Source organism: Chryseobacterium sp. JM1, assembly GCF_000737715.1.
GTDB lineage: Bacteria > Bacteroidota > Bacteroidia > Flavobacteriales > Weeksellaceae > Chryseobacterium.
Genome location: NZ_JPRN01000001.1, coordinates 416,525 through 438,202, shown reverse-complemented (window position 1 = coordinate 438,202; position 21,678 = coordinate 416,525). Strand labels below are relative to the sequence as shown.

At 36.7% G+C, this 21,678-nt stretch carries 21 protein-coding genes and 1 tRNA gene; 14 read left to right on the top strand and 8 right to left on the bottom strand.

Annotation, left to right across the window (positions count from 1 at the left end; translation table 11 throughout):
• Positions 1-25: 25 nt before the first annotated feature.
• The 7 genes from thrA (at position 26) to IW22_RS01880 (ending at position 7,148) form a co-directional block, all read left to right on the top strand.
• Positions 26-2,473 (top strand): bifunctional aspartate kinase/homoserine dehydrogenase I, encoded by a 2,448-nt coding sequence (gene thrA / locus IW22_RS01910; protein ID WP_034723682.1) that lies wholly within the window; start codon positions 26-28, stop codon positions 2,471-2,473.
• A 10-nt stretch (positions 2,474-2,483) separates the two neighbouring features.
• Positions 2,484-3,425 (top strand): homoserine kinase, encoded by a 942-nt coding sequence (locus IW22_RS01905; RefSeq protein WP_034723680.1) that lies wholly within the window; start codon positions 2,484-2,486, stop codon positions 3,423-3,425.
• A 10-nt stretch (positions 3,426-3,435) separates the two neighbouring features.
• A complete protein-coding gene (gene thrC / locus IW22_RS01900) occupies positions 3,436-4,749 on the top strand; it encodes a threonine synthase (protein ID WP_034723849.1) in 1,314 nt (437 codons plus the stop codon).
• Complete coding sequence (gene folB, locus IW22_RS01895) at positions 4,746-5,117, top strand: dihydroneopterin aldolase (protein WP_034723678.1); 372 nt, start codon at positions 4,746-4,748, stop codon at positions 5,115-5,117. Before thrC ends, folB begins: the two co-directional genes overlap by 4 nt.
• 29 nt (positions 5,118-5,146) lie before the next feature.
• The gene (locus IW22_RS01890) at positions 5,147-6,505 is read left to right on the top strand and encodes a DUF4403 family protein (RefSeq protein ID WP_034723677.1); all 1,359 of its coding nucleotides are present in this window, start codon (positions 5,147-5,149) and stop codon (positions 6,503-6,505) included.
• A 25-nt stretch (positions 6,506-6,530) separates the two neighbouring features.
• Positions 6,531-7,010, top strand: coding sequence for an RDD family protein (locus tag IW22_RS23460; protein ID WP_051890919.1), 480 nt, complete (start codon positions 6,531-6,533; stop codon positions 7,008-7,010).
• Positions 7,011-7,077: 67 nt separating this feature from the next.
• A tRNA-Cys gene (locus tag IW22_RS01880) sits at positions 7,078-7,148 on the top strand.
• Positions 7,149-7,463: 315 nt separating this feature from the next.
• On the opposite strand, the gene IW22_RS01875 is transcribed toward IW22_RS01880, so the two are convergent.
• The 3 genes from IW22_RS01875 to IW22_RS23455 form a co-directional block, all read right to left on the bottom strand.
• Positions 7,464-8,057: a DUF6705 family protein gene (locus IW22_RS01875; RefSeq protein ID WP_034723676.1), complete on the bottom strand. Its 594-nt coding sequence runs from the start codon at positions 8,055-8,057 to the stop codon at positions 7,464-7,466.
• A 16-nt stretch (positions 8,058-8,073) separates the two neighbouring features.
• Positions 8,074-9,027 (bottom strand): hypothetical protein, encoded by a 954-nt coding sequence (locus tag IW22_RS01870; RefSeq protein WP_131401671.1) that lies wholly within the window; start codon positions 9,025-9,027, stop codon positions 8,074-8,076.
• A 120-nt stretch (positions 9,028-9,147) separates the two neighbouring features.
• Positions 9,148-9,441: a hypothetical protein gene (locus IW22_RS23455; protein ID WP_051890914.1), complete on the bottom strand. Its 294-nt coding sequence runs from the start codon at positions 9,439-9,441 to the stop codon at positions 9,148-9,150.
• Positions 9,442-9,710: 269 nt separating this feature from the next.
• Here IW22_RS23455 and IW22_RS01865 point away from each other — a divergent pair, with 269 nt between their 5' ends.
• On the top strand, positions 9,711-9,899 hold the full coding sequence (locus IW22_RS01865; RefSeq protein ID WP_034723675.1) for a bacteriocin-like protein: 189 nt from the start codon (positions 9,711-9,713) through the stop codon (positions 9,897-9,899).
• 252 nt (positions 9,900-10,151) lie between these two features.
• Here the strand turns inward: IW22_RS01865 and IW22_RS01860 are convergent, their stop codons facing one another.
• The 4 genes from IW22_RS01860 to IW22_RS01845 all read right to left on the bottom strand — a co-directional run bounded on the left by IW22_RS01860 (position 10,152) and on the right by IW22_RS01845 (position 14,033).
• Complete coding sequence (locus tag IW22_RS01860; protein ID WP_034723674.1) at positions 10,152-10,412, bottom strand: SemiSWEET family transporter; 261 nt, start codon at positions 10,410-10,412, stop codon at positions 10,152-10,154.
• A 165-nt stretch (positions 10,413-10,577) separates the two neighbouring features.
• Positions 10,578-11,306: a hypothetical protein gene (locus tag IW22_RS01855; protein ID WP_034723672.1), complete on the bottom strand. Its 729-nt coding sequence runs from the start codon at positions 11,304-11,306 to the stop codon at positions 10,578-10,580.
• A 30-nt stretch (positions 11,307-11,336) separates the two neighbouring features.
• Positions 11,337-12,065, bottom strand: a complete 729-nt coding sequence (locus IW22_RS24545) for a hypothetical protein (RefSeq protein ID WP_185113571.1) — start codon at positions 12,063-12,065, stop codon at positions 11,337-11,339.
• Positions 12,066-12,584: 519 nt separating this feature from the next.
• Positions 12,585-14,033, bottom strand: a complete 1,449-nt coding sequence (locus IW22_RS01845) for a serine hydrolase domain-containing protein (RefSeq protein ID WP_034723670.1) — start codon at positions 14,031-14,033, stop codon at positions 12,585-12,587.
• 1,082 nt (positions 14,034-15,115) lie between these two features.
• Here IW22_RS01845 and IW22_RS01840 point away from each other — a divergent pair.
• Positions 15,116-15,943, top strand: coding sequence for a glycosyltransferase family 2 protein (locus IW22_RS01840; protein WP_051890909.1), 828 nt, complete (start codon positions 15,116-15,118; stop codon positions 15,941-15,943).
• 486 nt (positions 15,944-16,429) lie between these two features.
• On the opposite strand, the gene IW22_RS01830 is transcribed toward IW22_RS01840, so the two are convergent.
• Complete coding sequence (locus IW22_RS01830; RefSeq protein ID WP_034723666.1) at positions 16,430-16,879, bottom strand: hypothetical protein; 450 nt, start codon at positions 16,877-16,879, stop codon at positions 16,430-16,432.
• Between the two features lie 250 nt (positions 16,880-17,129).
• On the opposite strand from IW22_RS01830, the gene IW22_RS01825 reads away from it, so the two are divergent.
• The 5 genes from IW22_RS01825 to IW22_RS01805 are packed head-to-tail and all read left to right on the top strand — an operon-like array spanning position 17,130 to position 21,652.
• The gene (locus tag IW22_RS01825) at positions 17,130-17,681 is read left to right on the top strand and encodes a glycine zipper domain-containing protein (RefSeq protein ID WP_034723664.1); all 552 of its coding nucleotides are present in this window, start codon (positions 17,130-17,132) and stop codon (positions 17,679-17,681) included.
• 51 nt (positions 17,682-17,732) lie between these two features.
• Positions 17,733-19,364 (top strand): LIC_10190 family membrane protein, encoded by a 1,632-nt coding sequence (locus IW22_RS01820; RefSeq protein ID WP_034723663.1) that lies wholly within the window; start codon positions 17,733-17,735, stop codon positions 19,362-19,364.
• A 50-nt stretch (positions 19,365-19,414) separates the two neighbouring features.
• Positions 19,415-20,485 (top strand): chorismate synthase, encoded by a 1,071-nt coding sequence (aroC, locus tag IW22_RS01815; protein WP_034723662.1) that lies wholly within the window; start codon positions 19,415-19,417, stop codon positions 20,483-20,485.
• Positions 20,486-20,500: 15 nt separating this feature from the next.
• Positions 20,501-21,064: a thioredoxin family protein gene (locus tag IW22_RS01810; protein WP_034723661.1), complete on the top strand. Its 564-nt coding sequence runs from the start codon at positions 20,501-20,503 to the stop codon at positions 21,062-21,064.
• Between the two features lie 48 nt (positions 21,065-21,112).
• Complete coding sequence (locus IW22_RS01805; RefSeq protein WP_034723658.1) at positions 21,113-21,652, top strand: TlpA family protein disulfide reductase; 540 nt, start codon at positions 21,113-21,115, stop codon at positions 21,650-21,652.
• Positions 21,653-21,678: the final 26 nt, after the last annotated feature.

Here is a 21,678-nt window from a genome sequence, read left to right as displayed (position 1 = left end):
TTTTCCAATCTCAAATACATAGTAGATGAAAGTCTTAAAATTCGGCGGTACATCCGTCGCCAATGCCCGGAATATCCTTCTGGCAGAACATATTATCAAAAAAGAATCTTCACAGAACAGGATTATCGTTGTCGTTTCAGCTCTTCATGGAGTGACCGACAATCTTATAAAAGCGGCAGAATATGCTGCTATTAAAGATGAAAATTACATCCCTATCATCAAAGATCTTGAAGAAAAACATCTTGAACTGGTCAAAGAACTGATACCGGTTTTGGAACAAAGTTCTTGGCTGAGTTTCGTTAAAAAACACTGTAATGATATGGAAGATATCTACAGCGGAATCTTTGTATTGGGTGAATTCACAGATAAAATCAGAGACAGAATTACTTCATATGGTGAATATCTGTCTTCAAACATTATGGCAGCCAGGCTTCAGTACGAAGGACTGGACAGTCTTTGGATGAATTCAGCTGAACTGATCAGAACAGACAGTAATTTTGCTCACGCTAAGGTAGATTTTGATAGTACAGACGAAAATCTGAAAAACTACATCGCTGATCACCAAAACCAGATCATCATTGCACCCGGTTTTATAGCTAAAGATAAAAACGGCCACGCCACCACATTAGGACGCGGCGGCTCCGATTACACTGCGGCCATTATTGCTGCGGCTGTTTCTGCTGAAGAACTCCAAATCTGGACCGATGTAAGTGGAATGATGACTGCAGATCCCAGACTGGCTTCCAATGCCAAACCTATCCCTGAGATTTCTTACCATGAAGCCATGGAGCTTTCACATTTTGGGGCTAAAGTTCTTTATCCACCGTCCATACAGCCCGTCATGGCAAAAAACATCGATCTTAAAATCAAAAATACATTTGATCCGGATGCGTATGGAACTTTGGTTTCTCACAATCTCAATAAGTCTCCAGATGAAAAGCAACCTGCAGCAGGCGTTTCCAATATGAGTCATATCGCTCTTCTTACTTTGGAAGGAAGCGGCATGGTAGGAATTCCCGGCATTTCTGCAAAGCTGTTCCAGTGTCTGAGTTTTGAAAAAATAAATGTGATTCTCATTACCCAGGGATCTTCAGAACATTCCATTACTATTGCTGTGAATGAGAAAGAAGTATTTCACGCCGAAAATGTGGTGAATGCAGCTTTTGAAGATGATATACAGTTACAACGAATGGCTCCCGTAAAAATAGAAACCGGGCTTTCAATCGTAGCCTTAGTTGGAGAAAACATGAAGAACAGAAGCGGTCTCAGTGCTAAAATGTTCGGATGTCTCGGAAACAACGGAATCAATATCAGAGCTATTGCTCAGGGATCTTCTGAAAGGAATATCAGCATTGTTATTTCGGAAAAAGACACCAAAAAGGCGGTCAACATTTTACATGAAGAGTTTTTTGAATCGGAAATAAAACAGGTCCACCTTTATATCTGTGGAACCGGAAATGTGGGTTCAAAACTCGTACAGCAGATTTATGAACAGAACAGTTATCTGCAGGAAAATCATTTGATCAATTTAAGAATTGCCGGAATTTCAAACAGCCGTAAAATGTTCTTTTCCGATCCCGGAATCTCTGAAAACGAATTCAGCAGCTGGAATGAAAAAGCAATTGAAGCCTCTATCTATAGATTTGCAGACGAAATTATTTCACGAAATCTCAGAAATTCCGTATTCATCGATGTGACTGCCAGTTCATCTGTTCCGGAAGTGTATGAAGATTTATTAAAAAGAAGTGTGAATATTGTGGCCTGCAACAAAATCGCAGCTTCTTCAGATTTTGAACAGTATAAAACATTAAAAAGAACAGCCAGAAATCATAACTGTAATTTTTACTTTGAAACCAATGTAGGCGCTGGACTTCCCGTAATTGGAACCATTAATGATCTCATGAAAAGTGGTGACAAAATCACATCCATTCAGGCGGTGTTGAGTGGAACATTAAATTTCGTTTTCAATAATTATGATGGAAGCAGAACCTTCTCTGAAGTGGTTGCCCAAGCTCAAAAAGAAGGATATACAGAACCAGATCCGCGTCTGGATCTTACAGGAACAGATGTAGCCCGCAAAATTTTAATTCTGGCCCGAGAAGCCGGATATGCGCTTCAGTTTGATGAAATTGAAAATGAAAGCTTCCTGCCTGAGGAATGTCTTCAGGGAAGTGTGGAAGACTTTTATCTGAAGCTTACCGGATATGAAGATCATTTTAAAAATTTACTGAATGCTGCTAAAAAAGATGGTAAAATTTTAAAATATACCGCTGATTTTAAAGACGGAAAAGCCAAAGTCGGTTTGCAGCACGCCGCTCCGGACAGCGATTTGTATCACCTTTACGGTAAGGACAATATCGTCATCTTTAAAACCTTAAGATATTCCGAGCAGCCTCTTGTAGTGAAAGGCGCAGGCGCTGGTGCTGAAGTTACGGCCAGTGGTGTTTTTGCAGATATTATAAGATCCGTTTAAAATAAATAATATGAAAAAAATAAAAATAAAAGTTCCGGCCACTGTTGCCAATCTGGTGTGCGGATTTGATATTCTGGGAATGGCCATCCATGAGCCTTACGACGAAATGGAACTGAAATTATTGGACAGCCCGGAGATCATTATCAGACATGAAGATCATTTCGGGCTTCCGGAAGAACCTTCTCAAAATGTAGCAGGTGTTGTTCTGCAAAACATTCAGCAACATCTTCAGCTGACGAAAGGTTTTGAAGTGACGATTCGTAAACATATTAAACCGGGCAGCGGGCTCGGCTCCAGTGCGGCAAGTGCCGCAGGAGCAGCTTTTGGGGTCAATGCTTTGTTAGGAAATATTCTGTCTGATGAGGAACTGGTTCACTTCGCCATGTTTGGGGAGGAACTGGCTTCCGGAGTGCGGCATGCCGACAATATTGCGCCATGTATTTATGGCGGCATCACCTTGGTGAAATCCTCCTCTCCTATTGATATTATTCCGTTGAGTACTCCCAATCTGTTTGTGGCAGCTGTACATCCTCAGGTTGAAGTGAAAACTTCCGATGCGCGGCAGATTTTAAAGAAAAATATTCTCCTGAAAGATGCGGTAGAACAGTGGGGAAATATCGCAGGACTCGTCGCCGGAATTCTAAAAAATGATATTCCGTTGATTGGACGAAGCCTGAATGATGTATTGATAGAGCCTGTCCGCAGTATTTTAATTCCAAAATTTGATGAAATTAAAATAAAAAGTTTAGAAGCAGGAGCGCTCGGTGGTGGAATTTCAGGTTCCGGACCCTCCATTTTTATGCTGGCAGAGACCAAAGAAACGGCAGAAAAAATTGCTCAGCTGATGAAATCGGTGTATGACGAAATTGAGATTGAGAGTTTTGTATACGTGTCAAAAATAAATCCTGGAGGAATAGAGATCGTTGAAGAAATTAATGATGAAAACCTATAAAGCAAAGACAATGAAGTATTATAATTTAAAAGATAAAGAGGAAACCGTTGATTTTAAAACGGCCACTATAAAAAGCCAGGGCAGTCAGAAAGGATTATTTTTTCCGGAAACTATTCCTCAGTTTGATCAGGAATTCATCTCCAATCTGCACCTCTACTCCGATGAGGAAATTGCGTTTCGATGCATGAAAGATCTTATCGGGGATGAAATTCCCCCGGAAGTATTAAAGAAAATTGCAGCTGAAACGGTCAGCTTTGATATTCCATTAAAAAAAATCAATGAGCAGATATCTGTTCTGGAGCTTTTCCATGGCCCGACTTTAGCCTTTAAAGATGTCGGTGCAAGATTTATGAGCTGCTGCCTTTCCTATTTTCTGAAAGATCAGGATAAGAAGGTAACTGTACTGGTTGCCACTTCAGGTGATACAGGAGGAGCTGTTGCTCATGGATTTCATCATGTTCCGGGAATTAATGTGGTTATTCTTTATCCTAAAAACAGGGTAAGTCCGGTTCAGGAAAAACAGCTTACCGCACTGGGTGGAAATATTTCTGCCCTGGAAGTTGATGGAAATTTTGATGACTGCCAGCATCTTGTGAAGCAGGCTTTTTCAGATGAAAGCATTAATTCCGAATTGTTTTTGACATCCGCCAATTCCATTAATATCGCGAGATGGCTTCCTCAACAGATTTATTATTTATTGGCCTTAAAACAATGGCAACAGCAAGAGAATACAGATCCCGTGATTTGCGTTCCAAGCGGAAATTTTGGAAATATCTGTGCAGGACTTCTCGCCTATTTTCGGGGACTTCCTGCCGAACACTTTATTGCTGCCTGTAATAAAAATGATGTGGTTCCGGATTATCTGAAATCCAACGAATATCATCCTAAAAAAGCAGTAGCCACTTTATCTAATGCCATGGATGTGGGAGATCCAAGTAATTTCACCAGAATTCTTGAACTTTTCGGGCATCAGTTTGAAGATCTGAAAAATATGATCTCAGGTTATTCTGTCGATGATGAATCTACGCTGAAAACCATAGCCGAAGTTTATGAAAAATATGGATATATTCTTGATCCTCACAGTGCCGTTGCTTTTAGTTCCCTCAAACAATATCTGAATGAAAATCCGGGTAAAAAAGGATTTATTCTGGGAACCGCTCATCCGGTGAAATTCCCTGAGGCAGTGGAAAAAGCAGCACATATCAGAATTGACATTCCCGAAGCCCTGAACGATCTGATGAAAAAGGAGAAAAAAACTGTAGAAATACATGCAGATTTTGAAGAATTAAAACGATTTTTGTTGAATAAAAATCACGAACAATGAGCAAGATCTTTCTTGAAGATGTAAAAATATATGCGTACCACGGGGTTCTTCCCGAAGAAAACATCATCGGCACCTATTATATTTTAAATGCGGAACTGCACACGGATCTTTGGAAGGCCGCTGAAACAGATGACCTGAATGATACGATAAGCTATGCTGATATCAATGGAATCATTCATCAGGAAATGGCCATCAAATCCAAGTTATTGGAACATGTAGCGGGAAGAATTACGATGAAAATTCATGAAAGTTTTCCTCAGATTTCTTACATCAAACTGAAAATCACAAAAACTTCCCCACCCATGCAAGGCGAAATGAAAGGCGCAAGCATCGAGTTGGAAAGAAGTTTCAAACCCGGTGACCAATAATTTTTATTTCACTAAAAAAACATAAAAAATTGAAATCCATCAAATTATTATTTTTATTAAGTTTTGCCGTTGTTTTCGGCCAGACTGCAGGTGATACGCCAACATATAATTTTCCTAAGATCAGATCCAGCATCACCATGCCGGTCACCATTCCGCTTTCTGAGATCAGTAATATGATCAATGCTTCGGTAAAAGAACTGGTATTTCAGGACGATTCGTTTACGGATAACAATAACGACCAGTTTAAAGTCAAAGTATGGAAAACGCGTCCTATCCGTCTGGTAGGCGGAACCAGCCAAAATATACTGATTGAAGTTCCCCTGAAGATCTGGGCGGAAAAAGGAATCGGTACTTTGGGCGTGTATTCTTACCAAAACACAACTTTTGAAACGGTGATGTCTTTTAACACCACCATCAATTTTAACAATAACTGGACAATATCTACCAATACGCAGCCTAACGGTTTCAGATGGGTCACAAAACCTGTCTTGGATTATGGAAAAATACAGATCCCAATCACTTCACTGGTCGAAAAAAGCCTGAAAGAGCAGCAGGGAAAATTTGCTAAAACAATTGATCAGCAGATGAATGCCCAACTTAATTTTCAGCAATATGCGGTAATGGCCTGGAATGTTTTTTCACAGCCTTTTAATATTTCGGAGGAATACAATACATGGCTTAAAATAAGTCCGGTAGGGGTTAACATCACGCCATTGAAGTTCTATGGAAATGAAATCACCACGAATATCGGAATGGATATTTATTCGGAAACATTTACCGGAAGTAAGCCGGCTGCTTCACCCAACGTAAGATCAGCAGGCAATTTTACTCTTGTTCCGGTTTTAGCGGATAAATTTCTCCTGCAAACTACAGCCAATGTTCCTTTTTCGGAAGCAACGAATATTGCTAGAAATATGTTCATGAACAAAGAATACGATGTGAGAGGTTCAAAAGTGAAAATCAAAGACATCAGAGTTTACGGTTTGGACGGAAGAGTGATTATTGAGGCTGAAACAGAAGGTTATGTGAACGGTAAAGCGCTGATCTCCGGAATCCCTGTTTATGACGAAACAAAAAAGAAGATTGTGCTTTCCAATACAAAATTTAATCTGAGAACTGCCAATATCCTGCAAAAAACCGCTACGCTGCTCTTTAAAGGAAAGATTGTAAAAATGATAGAAGATGAATATGGAATTCCAACTCAGGATCTGGAACTGGCTTCAAAGAAAAGCATTGAAGACGCCTTCAACAAAGAATATTACAAAGGTTTAAAAATGAACGGAAGGGTGTACAATCTAAAACCCGGCAGCATTCTTTTAAATGAATCAGGAATCACCGCAGTCATTGAAACCAATGCTACTTTAAAACTAATCATCAACGGAATTTAAATTTTAAAAAAACTAATCACCAATCATGAGAAAATATCTACAGATCATCGACAGACATCGGGCCTCCAAGGGTGCAAGATTTGCCAATTATATGATTGATCTTGTTGCATTTTATATTGTGTTCTTTGTTATTCTGTTGGTCATTACCCTCATTAACCCGGCTTACGGTCGTTGGTTCGCCAATACCCATGATCTGCTGCAAAGATTGATAGGGATTATTTCCTATGCATTATTTTCTTTCTTCATTGAAGCTGTAACCGGCGGGAGAAGCCTTGGAAAACTGATTACCGGTACAAAGGTGATTATGACCGACGGAGAAAAACCATCTGTGGGAGATTATTTTTTAAGAAATATCATAAGAGGAATTGTATTAATTGATCAGCTTTCATTTTTTGGAGAAAATGGTCTTCACGACAGCTGGAGCAATACCCGGGTTATCAACATCAAAAATTATGATGCTGAAAGACAGCTAAAAAGCGATATCAACAGCATTGGAGCGAAATAAATTATTTAAAAATTTTTGTTCATTAAGAATTTTTGCTATATTTGCACACCTCAAAAATGGTAAAAATGGTACTTTGGCCGAGCGGCTAGGCAGTGGTCTGCAACACCATCTACAGCGGTTCGAATCCGCTAGGTACCTCAATAAAACCTCTAATTAAAATAATTAGAGGTTTTTTGTTTTTAAAATGTTTCAATATTTGTGTCACTCATTTTCGAAATTATTGTATTTTGAAATTTTCACATATTTAAAAAACGCTCTCTTAATCTCATTTAAATCAACCTCATCTTTCCAATCTAATTTCTTTTTTATTCAGGCAGAAGTACGCGTTAATCCTTACAGAAATTATGAGTTGAAAACTTGAATAAAACACAGGATTATTAATTAAAATTTAATATAAAGGCCGCCTCACGAATTGTGAGACGGCCCTATTTCTTTTTCCAACTTTATGTAAACTTATTGTCTTGTTAGTGTTATTTTATTATTTCTTGGTATTACTGTTACATATGTAGTAAAGTTTGGACATTTATCAGGGTTATATGTTTTTTGATCTCTATCAAAAAGCATATACATTTGGTTTGGATTATTTTTCGATACTTCTATAAAAATTGCTCCGCTATCGTTACAATATATATTAGCGATAAAATCTAAAACATAAACACTACCCTGAAAATTACCACCTCGAAGCAATCCTGTATCAGACAATGTTTTTTGTAATGAATTATAGATAATATTTCCATTACTATCTTTAATAATCATTCTTCCAAAAATTCGATCCCACTTTATATCTTCTTCACCATATTGGAGCTTTTTTTCAAAATGTACTTCATACTGTTTTCCTCCAAATGAGCCTTTCCAAATTCCAACAAACTGATCTAGTCTGTTATTTGTATCTTTTACATAAGTGATATTCTCAAGATCTGGACAACCTTCCTCATCATGATTTGGTCTATTTGTACATTCCTCCAACTGTTCTAAAGTTCCAATTACTTGAGCTTTCAGTGATAAGACCATTAACAATAAGGTGAATATATATATTTTATTTTTCATTTTTTTAATTTAAAAATTATTGAGAACAATCCTCAGAATCTACTTTATTTTCTGAATTTAATGTTTTTTTCTGAACAGTTCCATTACTTTTTATTTTATAGAGCTCAATACCCTGAACATTCATTTTTTCTTTTAGAAAAGTCAAAAATAATTTTTCGAGTGACCATAATTGACGATCTTTTCTATATTGTAAATAATCATCGCCCCATTTACCTTGATCAAATCCTGTTTTAATATCTGAAGCTGCCCCTGTGAACTTAATAGTATAGTTTCCAGTACTTGATACCATGGTTCCATAAAGTTCACTGTAATTACCATCTGTTACAAATCCTGCCATTGTCATTAAGGCATTTACATCTGCTGGAGAAAACATTCTAATGGGTTCTCTCTGAATTGGATCACCATTTTCGTTAAATTCTCCATTTAAATAGTCATCTAAGTGGGTATGAATATAACCTTTTGTATTAGCAGTTACAGGTATCTTTAATCCATCGGATGTGTCTGTTGAAGCTGATGGATTAAGTGGTGTAAAAATCCCTGTTTTACTTTCAGAATAACCAGTTTCTTTTTTCTTAGTTAACACAGAATATTTATTCAATTCGTCAACTTTTTCTTTGAATTTTACATCAATAATTTGTGCTTTTAGTTTTTCACATGGACTTAATTGTGGTCCATCAGGGGAGGGGCCATTTCCTTCACCACCACCAGTTCCACCGGGACCTTCGGGATTGAGACAGTTGTCATAAGGTTGACAGCCTCCGGGAGGAGGTCCTCCGTTCCAAATTCCTCCGGGAATGCCACCGCCTGTTCCAGGCATGGTGATAACGACCTCTCCCGTATCACAAGGAGATCCGTCAGAACTGCAGTTCCCGTTTCCTTTAGCGGCAATTCTTTGCTGCAGGGTGTTTTTAAGATAGGCTTCTCTAAACATATCCAGCATGGTATTGTAGTTTTCTGCTTCCGCATACATCTTCAGGAATTCTACCTGAGTATCATTCTCCTTCAGCACGGCAATAATAATACCATCAACCTTTCGGTTTCTCATTAATGGAAAAAGCGTAAATTTTTCATTGGTCTTCGTAGTGAAATCCTAAGAACGGATATTAAGTTCTACATATTCATCTGCCATTTCTGACGAATTTTTAAATGCCTTTCTTAAGGCTTTGGCAGTATGTTGGATGTTGTTGATTTCATCATAGTGTTCCAATAGTGTTTTGAACCCCTTTGCATAGTTGACGGTTTCCTTTTCCTGAGCAGTGAATACTCTGAACTTGGAAGGTGGTTGTTCTTCACTACTGTTTAAAAGATCCTCTGAACGGCAGGAGATCAGACAAGCAACCACGGCAACATTGAGAAGCAGCCGGATCGGTAAATTTTTCTTCATTGGTCTGTTTTTTTTAAGTGTTAAATATAATTAAATTTCAATTATCACCCTGAAGTGATGTTGGTAAAAACAAAAAAATATTTCTGTAATTTGACACGACATCCTCCAGCTATTTAAACAAATAAAAACCAATCCTCATTTATTAAGTGGGAATTGTTTATTGAGTTCACCAAACAGTCATAGTTAACATAATAATTTTCTTTAAAAAATTAATTCTCTGTTATTGGAATATTATTATATTTGAATACTAACGAATTAAATACTTAACTATGAAAAATTTAAAGAAAATCTCAAGAGAAGAATTAAAGCAATTGAAAGGAGGAGGCCCAAATGTTCCTGCATGCCCTCCCGGAGCTTTGTGGAGATGCGAAGCTCTTGGAGTATGTGATGAAAACTTCGATCAATGGGATTGCCTGTGTGGATGTTATCCTGTAAATACGCTTCCTTTTCCAAGATAAATCAAAGCCCTCTTTTTAGAGGGTTTTTTATTTCCTTTCTTTTATACCACAGGACAAACTTAGAAATAAAAAAACCTCCCGGGGCAGGGAGGCAAAACTTTAAATTTTAAGAAAGATATACTATTAGTGATGTATTATTTTTAATCCAAGGTCTATGCCGTTCGATACCGTATATCCAAAAATCGTGACTTTTGTGGTATCTTTTTCTTTGCTGTTGTAAAATAACAATCAGAAATTTAACCTGAAGTAATATTACAATGCAGTAAAGAATGCAAAAAAACCGAAAAATATCCCCGGAGAGTTTGCGACTACAATAGGCCAGTCTTTTTTTGGTTTCTTAGCAAATCCATAAATCACCCATAACGTACAGTTGACTGCGGCAACCAGTGGCTGTAGCCAGTCTCCCTTGTCACCGTGTATATTATGTGTGATTTGAGGAATATAAGAAAAGTACATCGCCATAGCAGTTACCGTTGCTACCCACCCTAATATCTGCATCATCTTTTCATCCATAAAATTGTTTTTAAAAAAGTTAACATCAGTAAAAGAAATTATTATGCCAGCGGTCTTTCTAAATATATTTCATCCAAAAACGACAATACCTGTTTTAAATTCCTTACTCTATAACAAACCCCGCTTAAAACGGGATTTAGTGTTATCATTTTAAAAATTTATTTTTTATAAACGGAAAACTGTAAAAGTATATGTTCTGGCTATATTTCCGTTATTGGTAATGGTATAGGTATTCGCAGACGTTTTAACCAAGGTGTAATCAAATTGGGTACCTCCTCCACCGTCAGCACAACCGGTTACATTGGCAAATTGAAGTCCCCAGGTGGCTGATGTTCCGGCTCCGCCTGCAGAGCTTGTTACAGTTCCTACTTTGTCCCTTGCAACAGCACTTAAATATCCTAGTGCTATATCAGAATACATATAAGTGGAAATCATTGTTCTCCCGCACGCATTCCCAGATCTTATGATCAGCATTCCTGCCGGAATATTGACTGCAGCAGGTATTGTAACGGTACCACTTGCTCCCGGCAATATGCTTGTGCTGTTTATAGAATAACTGTATTTTGCTGTGGTTACATCTCCGGTAGCCCCTCCCCTTATCAGTAAGTCATGATCTGCAGGAACCTGACGGAGCAGATTCTGAATTCGCAGACTCTGATTATTAGCATCAACATCTAATTTTCTCTGTGGAGATACATTTCCAATTCCTGTATTTCCGGATGATGTAATGATAAAATCATTAGCCTGCTGCCCTGCCGAAGGAATTCCGGAAACAGAATTATCCTTTGCCGCATCTACATGAAATAATCCCTGAGTGTTGCTTGTATTAATACCCAATTGGGCATAACTCAGAAAAGACATGAGTACATAAAGTATGATATAATATTTCTTCATAATTTTATTTTTTGTAAAAATCAGAAAAGATCACAAACGGAAAATAGTCACCACATAGGTTCGTGCTACATTCCCGTTGTTTACAATCAAATAGCTGCTGGCTGTAGGTTTTGAAACCGTAAAATCAAACTGGGTCGCATTTCCCGTGGCACAAGTTGCAGTTCCGGGAAATTTAACTGACCATACTCCGGAACCTCCACCTCCTCCTGGTATAGGGGCAATCGTTGAAGTACCCACTTTATCACCTGCAATGGATGTTGCATATCCAAGAGAAATATCCGAATAAATAAAATTCGTAATCATGTTTGCTCCGCATGTATTGCTTGTTTTAACCACCAACATTCCGTTTGGAATACTTATACTGGCAGGAATAGTAACGGTGCCGTTTGCCGCCGCTGCTACAGTAATACTTGCCGTATAAACATACCGAGTCGCCGCTACATCTCCATTGGCTGTATTGATGGTAAGAAAATCATGATCATCAGGAAGTTGCTGGGGCAAATTTCTAATTCTGAGACTTGCACTGCCGGCATCGATATCCAGCTTTTTCTGTGGAGCTATCAAACCTATTCCAACATTCCCGGCAGCAGTAACTACAAAGTCATTAACCTGTTGTGCTACCGTTGGCGCTCCTGTTGTAGGATTGTCCTTTCCTCCATCCACATGAAATACAGTTTGTGGATTTGAAGTGTTAATACCAACCTGCGCAAAACTTAACACAGCGGTACACATGTAAAAAATCGAAAAAATTTTCTTCATAAATTGATCTTTTTAGTGAAGTTTATATTGTTTTAATTTGTGTCTTTATACGGTAAATATTAGCATCATATGGTTATGATATACTAATTCACTTGTTATCAAGCCTTTCATTGTGTGTTTTTATTACTATTATGAATAAAAATAGATTATTTCAAATAAATAATCCCTAATATTTGAATTATTTTTCATCAAAATTAATCATATCTATTTTATTTACTCTTGACTTATGCAAAATGATCAATATTTTGATCCTGCAAATTTAATACTCCAAAAGACAGACTTCACTAATTATCAGCCAACGACCTGTTTCTTCAACAAACCATCATTACAATCATAAAAAATCTATTCATGTTCTGATAATTCAGTCGGGATATTATAACAAAAAAAACTTCCCGTTGCGGGAAGAATTGTAAGTACTAAATGATTGCGAATGAATGATAATAAACAGGGCTAAATTAATTCATAGTCAACATTCATCATATGACCCAGATCATAAACAATTCATTTGCTTTATATTTTTCAATTTTTGGCCTGAATTTCTTTTAAAACATTCTTACCGTTTTCATTATCCGGATTCAGCTCAAGCGATTTTTTATACATTTCGGTGCCTTTATTTTTTTCGCCCATTTTTAATAGTATTTCACCGTAACTGTCATAAGCATTCCAGCTATCAGGATACAAATACACGTTAAGTTTAAAAATGGCCAGCGCTTCTTTTTTCTGATTGGAAGCCAACAACCGATATCCCCAATTGTTCAGTTCAGATTCCTGTGGCATAAAATCAGGATTTTGTTTTTTCTCATTCTTCACAAAATCTATTGCATTTTCATATCCTGTTTTTTGGAGATTTTTTCTGAGATAAGTCAACGGATCAGCCTTAATAATATCCGGAATATAGCATCCTGCAATTTCTTCAATAAAATCTTCCGGAGCACTTCCTACTAAATTAGTGAGTACAATCACAGCCAAATGATCATCAGGATAAATGAGCAGAGCAGATCTGTTTCCACCTGACATTCCTACCGCTTTATGATTTTTTCTAAGTTTCGCAATGCCCCAACCGCGTACCCAATCTGTAGGTCTTCCATTATTAAACGTAGCAGGAGACCACATTAAATCCAGTGTTGACTGTTTTTGGAGTATTTTACCATTTTGAAGGCTAATAATCCAGTGGGCAAGATCTTCGGAAGTACTGTTAAGACCCGCGCTTGTCCTAGTGAAATCAGGAAATTCGTAATAGTTGTTAGCCAATTTATCTTCGTTTATTCTTTTCCCATCGAAAAAACTTCTGTAACTGTAACTGGGTGCATAATGGGGAATGATATCTCTTGAATCTCCAAAAACCGTATTCTTTAAACCAGCTGTCTTAAATTGTCTTTCTCCAAAAAACTCGGCAAACGGTTTATTAGTAAGCTTTTCAATAATTTTACCCAATAGATAATAATTGGTTTGATTATAGCTGAACTGCTCTCCGGTCTTAAATTCCATCGGAGTGATTTTAAGTTTTCCGAAGATCGCTTCTTCCGTTCTCAATGCACCAACACTTCCTGTAGCAGGATCAAATAGCTTTAACATATCTGGAAGTCCTGAAATATGAGTCAGTAACTGATCTATCGTTATTTTTTGCCACTCTGCAGGAAGCCCGCTTAAATACGTACTTACAGGTGCATCTAGCTTTATCTTTCCCTGCTCAACCAATTGCATAACCGCTACTCCTGTAAAAATTTTTGTATTTGAATTAATCGGAAAAATCGTATTGCTTTGAACAGCAATTTGATCTGCTACGTTGGCAAGTCCATAAGATTTGCTTAAAACAATTTTACCATCCCGGACGACTGCAATCTGCGCTCCCGGAATTCTTCTTGTTTTCATTTCCCGCTGGATGACCTCATCCACATTGGAGTTTATGTTTTGTGCAAAAGAGAGTGAAGAAATGAGTAATGCGACAATAAAAAGATAGATTTTCATGGCTTATTTTTACATATAAAACAACTGAATCCTAAATCTATTACAATCTTTCGATAATTTAACATGAATATTTTCGCAGCATACAATGAGCCACTAAAAATATTTGCTCAATAACCGGGGTCAAAAATTATAATCCTCGCTAAAGTATATGAGTCGGGTACCGAAATTAGGTCCTTAAACCTACAAAATTATAAGGCAAAAAAAATCCCCAGATTGCTCTGGGGATAAAAACTAATAACCATGAAAACTCAAATTAAACATGAGTTGCTTCATATATTGAAAAATCGTGCCAAAGTGGCTGTCAGTAAAAATACTTTTCTATATTTTTTTTAATTTATTCTGTCTGAGGACATTCCGATTGATATCTTTTTCAAGGACAAAAACAGGTCAATAAGCCCTATAACAAGGTATTTCAGAATAAAATGTAAACCCGAAAGATATATAACTCACAGATTCACACTGAAATTGAAGTCATCTGAAACCCGGATTTATGATCACAATCATAATTTACCCATTCCTTTTTCTTTTATATTTAGTCTAAAATGAAGTATTCAATACTTCAATATTTTTTGCTTTCAAAAGTTGGGATTTTTTGCCGAAGAAATACTTTTTGATCTGATACTTTTTTTTAACTCTCCTCAGCCGGAGAGTTTTAATTTTATCATGCACGTGAAAATAAAAAAGCCCCCAAAAAAGGAGGCCTCAAAAAACACAAATGATGAAAAAATTTTTATAATCTTTAAATAATTATCTATCGTTTAATCTTACATTCAAAAGTACTGCTTTTTAATCTTTCCACTTTATGACTGAACTCATAAAGTTCATTTTTAGTTTACTTCTTCTTATAGCCTGCTCTTCACTCAACTAAAGGACAAATAAAGTATAGTCAACAATATCAGACCGTTTGTCTGTAAATCGACAACCAATTTTACAATTTTTACACATATAAACAATTACTAACGTAAATTACGCATCATAATCATATAAAATAAGAAAAAAATATCAAAAATAACATGATCGAGGTTATGTTTTTCAACTATTTTATTTCCTAGTTTTACATATCTATTTTAATTCAATATAACGTGATTAAATTCTCTATACTTATTGCCAATTATAATAATGGCAGGTATTTTAGAGACTGTTATAACTCGTTGATTAGCCAAACCTACGGAAGCTGGGAAGTTATAATTGTCGATGATGCCTCTACTGATGATTCTGTAGAGCAGATCAAGTGCATTATACAAAATGACCCCCGTTTCCGACTGTATAAAAACGCCACTAATCAGGGCTGCGGCTATACCAAGAGAGAATGCATGAAATATGCAGAAGGAGAAATCTGTGCTTATCTGGATCCGGATGATGCCCTTTATACCGATGCACTAGAAAAAACAGCTGAAGAGTTTGCTAAAAACAATATTACAGCTGCCTATTCACAGATGATGCTCTGTGATGAGAATCTAAATCAGAATAAAGTATATGCCAGCACCAAACAGATTTACAACGACAGATATTTTTTCAACTGTCCTACTCAGTTTGCACATTTCTTCACTTTCAAAAAAGAAACTTATCTGAAGACTTCCGGCATCAACCCCAATCTAAAAAGTGCCGTAGACCAGGATCTCTACCTGAAGATCCTGGAATATGGCAGTGTAAAATACATCAAAGAGCCACTTTATCTCTACAGATTACACTCCAATGGCATTTCACAACAGAGCTCCAAACAGGGAGCTAAGGAATCTTTCGCCAAAGTTATCCACGATACAATGAAAAGGCGCGGGATCAGCAGAATTAACAATAAGACTGTTCCGGAAGTATATACCAATGCACAGGAAATTTACGACCTTCTGGATTATCAGACCCAGAAACTTCACCGGCTGATTAATAAAGTAAAAGTAACTTTCAACATATAATTTGATTAAGGCTTCTCAGAAATGGGAAGCTTTTTTATTGTCAATCACCGGTTTCTTCTCTTTCAGGTTGTAAATCAAAATGGCCCCCAATCAAGGAGGCCTAAAAACACAAATGATGAAAAAAATCTATTTAGAAAAATCCAAACAGAATTCGTCGACAGTAAATGTCTAATATCTTTTTTTACTGTATTTCTTCCAGTAAGGGAAATCGTAGCTGTAACACCAAAAGTCAGATTTATGATTGATTTTTTTAAGAATCACATAACATCCCAAAATAACGAGCATTGATAAGACAAACAAAATAATCAGTTTTAAAATAAATGAATAGTCATGGATATCCATAATGAATAGTTTTCAGTTTTTATAATGTTAAATTTAATATAAATTTCCACACATTGTGAATAAAAACTACTTATATCTATAAATTTATTAAAAAAATCCTCGTGCGAGGATTAATAAACGGATGTAAATATTTTTACCACAATGTTATTCTGCCCAGGTCACCGGAATATAAACGGTAATATAGCCATCTGCATCTACCTGCGCATCAGATACAGTTCCTGTTACAGACCCGTACCCTGTCCAGCCTCCTTGTCCCTGCATAGCGGAAAATTTGTAATTTCCAGCCGGGATTCCTTCATAATATCCTGGAAGTGTTTGGAAACCTCCGCTGTAATAAGTATCAAACACTTCTCCTGTAGCTGTATTTTCAGCCAGAAAACTACCAACATCGTGATTTCCTGAAAGTGTTTTCACTCCATCCAAAGAAATAAGACCGAATCTCACTTTGTAGGTGTTCGTTTTTGAAGCTTCTTTAGAGACTTCAGATTTCGCCTGAGGCTTAACATCAGTCACCATATCATCATTGGAAGAGCACGATACAGCTGCCACCGACAAGGCTACGAAAGCCATCGTTTTAAAAATTGCTATTTTCATATTAAAGTAATTTGGTATTTCAAAAGTAACCAATTCATGTGAACTGAATAAAAACCTTTAATTAACTTAAAATTACATTCTAAGCCCCGATCAATAAGGGAAAGCTATACAAACCGACAGAACCGGAAAAGGAGGTTTTATATAAAAAATTATTATTTTAACATTCATTAACTAAATTTTGGCTTCATAATTGAAAATACAAAGGAAGTTGTTGCCGTTTTGGCTCAGACTACTTATTAAAATTTGAATTATGAGAAAGATAGTATTAACAGGTATTTTATCAGTTTTTTTACTGACAGCCTGTAAAAAAGACGACAGGACAGCTGAAAAATCTCTTGAAGAGCAGAAACTTGAATTTCAGGCAAGACAGCTTGATATAGAAAAACAAAAGCTGGCCATTGAGAAAGAAAAACTAGTATACGAGGCACAGAAAAAGGTAGACAGCATCTCTGAAAGTAAAAAATCTCAGGCAACTGCTGCAGCCAATTCAAAACCTCAGATCATAAGAGAAACGAAAACAGTATATAGAGACAGAGGATCCAACTCCAATTCAGGAGGCGGTACTTATGCAGATAACGGAAACAGTTCTTCACAAGGAACTACGCAAAAGAAAAAAGGATGGAGTAAAGCTGCTAAAGGAACCGCAATTGGTGCCGTAGGTGGTGCCGCTTTAGGAGCCATTGTTGCTAAGAAAAACAGAGGTCTTGGAGCGGTGATCGGTGGTGTAGTTGGTGGTGCAACCGGATATACGATCGGTAGGGCCGGAGACAGAAAAGACGGACGAGTACAACCGCGTAATTAATATTTTCACGATAACATTTAAAGATTGCTTATTTTTAAGCAATCTTTTTTTATGATATTACTTTTACTTTCTACGGTTCTCATTCTCCCGGTCCTCGCAGGATGGGGAAAAATCATGGAAAGATTTACGGGTTCATTATTGAATGGGATTTCAGGAAATATTGTAACAGGAATTTTAATACTCAGTCTGATCTGGACCGTTCTTGCATTTTTTATTCCTATTACTATATATGTAGAAATTCCTTTTGTATTGGCAGGGATTTTATTTTTTTTCATCAAGAAACTTTATCTGGAATTTTATAAATTCTCAAAGAAAGATACTTTTCTGATTGGAGGAATTTCATTGACCATTCTATACACCGGTTCTTTTTATCCTCATATACTGGATCATTTCGGGTATTATGTCCCTACCATCAAATGGCTCACCGAATTTGGTCTGGTTAAAGGTATTTCCAATTTGGATTTCACGTTAGGACAGATGTCTGTATGGCATATTTTTCAGGCAGGATTTTCCAACTTTTCAGATCCTTTTTTAAGAATAAATACTGTACTGCTGATCATTTACACTCTTTATATTTTTGAAAGAAAAAGTTGGGTACAACTATGCTTCATTCCGGTCTTATTACTTTTTTCACAGTCTCCCAGCCCTGATCTTCCGGTGATCACTTTATCATTAATTATTTTAAATGAAATTATAAAAGGAAATAAAAATATTGGTCTTTTGTTCGCTTATTCCGTTTTTATTTTTTCTATAAAACCCACGATGATCTGGCTTCCTATATTCACTTTCCTTTGCTCCGCATTCATATTTAAACCTAATTATAAACATTCTATCTTCGGAATTCTCATCCTTCTGTTGTTCTTTATTAAAAATATATGGACATTCGGATATCCGGTATTCCCTGTTGCTTTAGGCGACCTGGGATTCAGCTGGAAACCGAATCCTGAAGTTTTAAAAATCTCCTCTCAATATGCTATTCAGAAAACCTATGATATGCAGTATACGTATGAGGAAATTCAAAAATTTTCTTCTTATGACGCAATCAGAAACTGGTTTTCACTGGAAGGAATTAAATCAAAGATCAATATTATTTTCATCTTCAGTTTAGTAGTGTTTTCTGTTTTCGCTATCCTTAAAAAGAAAAAGATCATCACACTGATCTGTATTTCTCTGTTGATAAAAAGTATACTGGTATTGGCTTTTTCTGCACAATACCGATTTTTCATCGATGTGTTTTTTGTCATGTTTTTTATCTTGTTCATTCAGTTAAGCAAAAGAAATTCACTTGTCTTCTTCTCTGCATTAAGTTTTCTGGTGATTGGAGTTTTAAGTTTTCCCAACTTTATCCGTCAGCATATTCCAAGTTTTAAACCCGGAAATTTCATGGCCGGATTCAAAAAAGAGCAGCTTTACAAACCTTCAACTTATCATTACAACAAATTTGAAACGTTCCAGACAGGAAATTTAAAGTTCAATATATCAAAAGATTACCCTTTTAATTTTGACACACCACTTCCTGCGATTTCATCCGGATACGTTCTTGATGATGTACAGTCAGGAATTTTCCCACAATACACTGACGAAAAAAACATCAAAAAAGGATTGATCTGGAAAAAACTCACCCCGGAGGAAAAAAAGGAATTGGAGAACGTTATTAATACTATCAAAAACACTGATAAATAGAACAAATCCAGAAACTTTAATATCTGAAGAAAAATAGGTAATTTTGTATCATGTTCAACACATTAGGTAATCTTCTCAGTCTTACAACATTTGGAGAAAGTCACGGCGTGGCTTACGGCGGTATCATCAATAATTTTCCGGCAGGATTAACGGTAGATTTCGATAAAATTCAATATGAATTGGATCGTAGAAAACCGGGCCAGTCTGCGATAGTCACTCAAAGGAAAGAAAGCGACACGGTAAAGTTCCTTTCCGGAATCTTTGAGGGAAAAACTACAGGTACCCCAATAGGTTTTATTATAGAAAATGAAAATCAGAAGTCTAAGGACTATGATCATATTGCAGATTCTTATCGTCCGAGTCATGCAGATTTCACGTATGACCAGAAATTTGGGATAAGAGATTATCGCGGAGGCGGAAAATCTTCAGCAAGGGAAACTATTAACTGGGTCGTTGCTGGCGCTTTGGCTAAACAGCTTTTGTCAGGCATCGAGATCAATGCATACGTTTCTTCCGTAGGCGATATTTTCTGTGAAAAACCTTATCAGGCACTGGATTTTTCCAAAACAGAAAGCAATGATGTGCGTTGTCCTGATGCTGAAACTGCAGAAAGAATGATCGAAAGGATCAAAGAAATCAAAAAGGAAGGTAATACAATCGGTGGTACGGTAACGTGCGTAATCAAAAATGTTCCTGTTGGCATTGGAGAACCTATTTTCTCCAAACTTCAGGCTGAATTGGGCAAAGCAATGCTAAATATCAACGCCTGCAAAGGTTTTGAATACGGAAGTGGTTTCTGCGGAGCAAAAATGACCGGAAAGGAGCACAATGATGCTTTCAATACCGATTTTACAACGAAATCCAATCTTTCAGGAGGAATCCAGGGAGGAATTTCCAACGGAATGGATATTTATTTCCGTGCGGCATTTAAGCCTGTGGCTACTATTTTAAGACCTCAGGACAGTGTAGACAAATACGGAAATCCTGTGACCGTAGAAGGAAAAGGACGTCATGATCCATGTGTAGTGCCAAGAGCGGTTCCTGTAGTGGAAAGCTTAGCTGCATTTGTACTGGCTGATCTGTTTTTGATCAACAAAACAAGAAACATCAATAATTTTTAATAAAATACTTTAGTAATGAAAAATTACTGGGATCAGGGTATTTCTTTTGAAGAATATATCCGCATCGGAAGAGAAAGATTAGAAAATCCTTCCACTCAACAGGAAATTGAATACAAACAATATTACGAACTGGGCCTTCACAGAATGGACCGTACACTTAAAAAGTATGTTCCGGATGAAGAACAGTTAAAAGAATTAGCTGTCAAAAATTTTGACGGAAAGATTCTCATCATTTCAGAAGCGTGGTGCGGTGATGCCAGTGCTACCGTTCCTGCTCTTGTTACCTTTTTTCAAGGACACAATGAGGTGAAAATTTTCCTTAGAGACAGTGATAAAAGCCTGATTGGACAGTTTATGACCAACGGAACTGAATCTATCCCGAAAGTGATCATCCTTGACAAGGATTTCGATGTGAAAAATTCATGGGGACCCCGTCCAAAATACGGATACGAACTTTTAATGAAGCATAAGGCCAATCCTGAAGCTTACCCGAAAGATAATTTTTACAACGATCTTCAATTGTATTATGCCAAAAACAGAGGTAAGGATGCAGTTCAGGAAATTTTAGAATTATTATAATACAAGATTGAATTCCATACGGCTTAAAATAACAGTAAAGATCAACGCATGAAAAAGAATATCATTTATATTGTCCTTATCATCATCATTGGTGTGGTAGCTTTTGTCCCGGGACTGAAGGAATACCTGAGAGATCAGTTTTTCCCGATCGCTACGATTGAAAATGCCGTGCATGTAAGTGAAGAGGATTATGATGTTGAGCTGAAAGGAATCAATGTACCGAGTACGAATCTTAAAGCTTTTAAAAACAAACCTGTTTTCCTGAATTTCTGGGGAACATGGTGTCCACCTTGTAGAAAAGAATGGCCTACCATTCAGAAATTATATGATTCAAGAAAAGGGAATGTAGATTTTGTCCTTATTGCGATGAATGATAAGGAAGAGGCGGTCGTAAAATTTTTAAAAGAAAATAATTACAACGTTCCTGTCTATATTGCCCAAAGTCCTATCTCAGAAAAAATACTTCCTAAAGTATTTCCTACCACGTTTCTTATCGATCAGCATGGAAGGATCATCATCAAGGAGGATGCCTACAGAGATTGGAACACAGAGACTGTGCATCAGTTCATTGATAATATCATCAAGTAATTTTTTTAACTAAATTTTATAGTTTA